This is a genomic window from Pseudomonas juntendi (assembly GCF_009932375.1).
Taxonomy (GTDB): Bacteria; Pseudomonadota; Gammaproteobacteria; order Pseudomonadales; family Pseudomonadaceae; genus Aquipseudomonas; species Aquipseudomonas juntendi.
Genome location: NZ_BLJG01000317.1, coordinates 1 through 1467 on the forward strand (window position 1 = coordinate 1; position 1467 = coordinate 1467).

Sequence of the window (1467 nt, forward strand, 5' to 3'; positions counted from 1 at the left end):
GTTACCGCATCGACCGGCAGGCCGCGCTCCAGGCAATCACGGATCACATCGAACAGGGCTGCGTGGTCGTCGTAGAGGAAGTCGCCGCTGGTCATCTGGCTCGTGATGTCATCCACCAGCGCAGTATTGCCATCGAGAGACGCCAGCATGATAGCCCCCAGGACGCCGTGCTCGGCCTCTGGGTAGCCCATTACCAGTTCGTTGCTCATGCTTCACCTCGCGCCGAGGCCCAGGTGAACAGGACGGCAGGCCCGCCAGCATCGGTCAGGCGGTCGACAGCGCGATCACCCAGGCACTTGCGGAGGCCGGCCAGGCCCAGGTTGGAGATCACGATGGTCGGCATGAGATTCCGGTACCGCGAGTCGATCACCTCAAACAGCACCTGCCGCTCGAAGTCGCTGCCGTGCTGGACGCCAACCTCATCGATCACCAGTAGGTCAGGCGCCAGGAGGGCGGCGTATACATCGCGCTCCGTCTGCTCGGACTTTTTGTCGAAGGTCATCTTGATGTCGCGGATGATCTCGATCGCCATGGTGTAGCGCGCTGACGCTCCATAGCTGCGGATCACCTGCTGGGCAATGGCGCAGCCTAGGTGTGTCTTACCCGTGCCTACGTCACCCAGCAACATCATCGAGCGGCCCAGTTCCCAGTTGCGCTCGAAGCCATGCACGTAGTCGCGGCACTCAGTCAGCGCCACGGCCTGTCCTTCGGTTTCGGCGCGGTAGGTGTCCAAGGTCGCCGCCCGGAAGCGCAGCGGGATATCAGACGCCATCAGACTGACGTTCATCTCCCAGGCACGCCGGATAGCGTGCGCCGGCTTGCGGACTGCTTCGTCGGCAGAATGCAGGGCGTCAAACTGACAGCGCGTGCAGCCCTGCCAGAAGTGATCGCCCGAAAATGACTCGATCAGTTCGTCAGTGAAATCGCCGTGTACGCGGCACTGGTCAGGTTTGAATTCAAGTGTTTTTGGTGTGGTCATGATCTTGCTACCCGGTAAGTCCCGTTTGGCTGGCGAACCAGGCCTTCGGTGTGGTCAATCTTGTCGAGGTCGGTGTGGTGCGATTGGCCTGCCCCTCTGGTGCCGGAGGTCCAGGCCTCTTTTTTCAGTCGGTCCACAATCCAAGAGGTCTTGAAACCCTGCCATGCAGCGGTCATTGCCTCGGCCAGGGCCTTGTCCGGGCTGATCCCTGCGGCCCGGCATCCCTCAAGCTCTGAGAGAACGTTGTTCCAGATCGTCAGATTCAGAGGCCCCTTCTTCTTCCGGAACTGGAAGTAATCGCGGGCGGTTTGCTCACTCAGATCAGCGGGTGCCAGTTCGAGCATCTGCTCAACCGTGAACCCATCACCTCCCCTCTTACGGTTCTTTGATGGTTCACCTTTGGGTTCTATTACGGTGCTGGGGGCATCTGGTGCCGGGGTGTCCGGCATCTGGTGCCGGGGGGTGGGGCACGTCGTGCCGGGGTGTCC

At 61.3% G+C, this 1467-nt stretch carries 3 protein-coding genes; all 3 read right to left on the reverse strand.

Translation table 11 applies throughout. The features are described from left to right. Window positions 1-209: DnaB-like helicase N-terminal domain-containing protein (locus GYA94_RS25375; RefSeq protein ID WP_304363549.1), on the reverse strand; the 209-nt coding region annotated here is incomplete at its 3' end. Continuing rightward, window positions 206-979 carry an ATP-binding protein gene (locus GYA94_RS25380; protein ID WP_012313233.1) on the reverse strand — a complete coding sequence of 258 codons (774 nt, stop codon included), beginning with the start codon at window positions 977-979 and terminating at the stop codon, window positions 206-208. The genes GYA94_RS25375 and GYA94_RS25380, both read right to left, overlap by 4 nt. After that, window positions 976-1323, reverse strand: coding sequence for a phage replication initiator YdaU family protein (locus GYA94_RS25385; RefSeq protein WP_255326994.1), 348 nt, complete (start codon window positions 1321-1323; stop codon window positions 976-978). Before GYA94_RS25385 ends, GYA94_RS25380 begins: the two co-directional genes overlap by 4 nt. Window positions 1324-1467: the final 144 nt, after the last annotated feature.

Bases quoted from the DNA above. Each gene is read 5' to 3' on its own strand.
- GYA94_RS25385 (WP_255326994.1), bottom strand. From the start codon at position 1,323: ATGCTCGAACTGGCACCCGCTGATCTGAGTGAGCAAACCGCCCGCGAT.
- GYA94_RS25380 (WP_012313233.1), bottom strand. From the start codon at position 979: ATGACCACACCAAAAACACTTGAATTCAAACCTGACCAGTGCCGCGTA.